1 protein-coding gene is annotated in these 312 nt (G+C 66.3%); it reads right to left on the bottom strand.

Annotation, left to right across the window (positions count from 1 at the left end; translation table 11 throughout):
- On the bottom strand, window positions 1-312 hold a 312-nt coding region (locus ACNA0R_RS27255; protein WP_462935923.1), incomplete at both ends, for a hypothetical protein.

Raw genomic sequence — 312 nt, 5'->3', positions numbered from 1 at the left:
AGAGCTCGGCCCCGCTGCGGGTGGCCGCCACCAGCGTCTGCCACGTGGTGGCTCCGGCGCGCGCCCAAAGGCCCATCTCCAGCAGTGCGCCGTCTTTGAGCGGGCGCAGATCCGAACCGAGCGCAACTTTGACACCGGCCTTCACCGCCTTTTGGAACCATGCCGAGTGTACGTCCGAGGCAGCTTCCGCTCGGCAGCACACCGCGTGCGTCCAACCGCGCCCTTCGGCGAAAGTCTTTTCCCACTGATTCTTGGCCTGCTTCGGCGTCAAATGGCTGATGGCCAGTGTCGGCACGAGCCAGGTGCCGTGCT

It is taken from the genome of Bordetella sputigena, assembly GCF_965137885.1.
GTDB classification, from domain to species: Bacteria; Pseudomonadota; Gammaproteobacteria; order Burkholderiales; family Burkholderiaceae_B; genus Bordetella_C; species Bordetella_C sputigena.
This window is presented reverse-complemented; position numbering and strand designations above follow the sequence as displayed.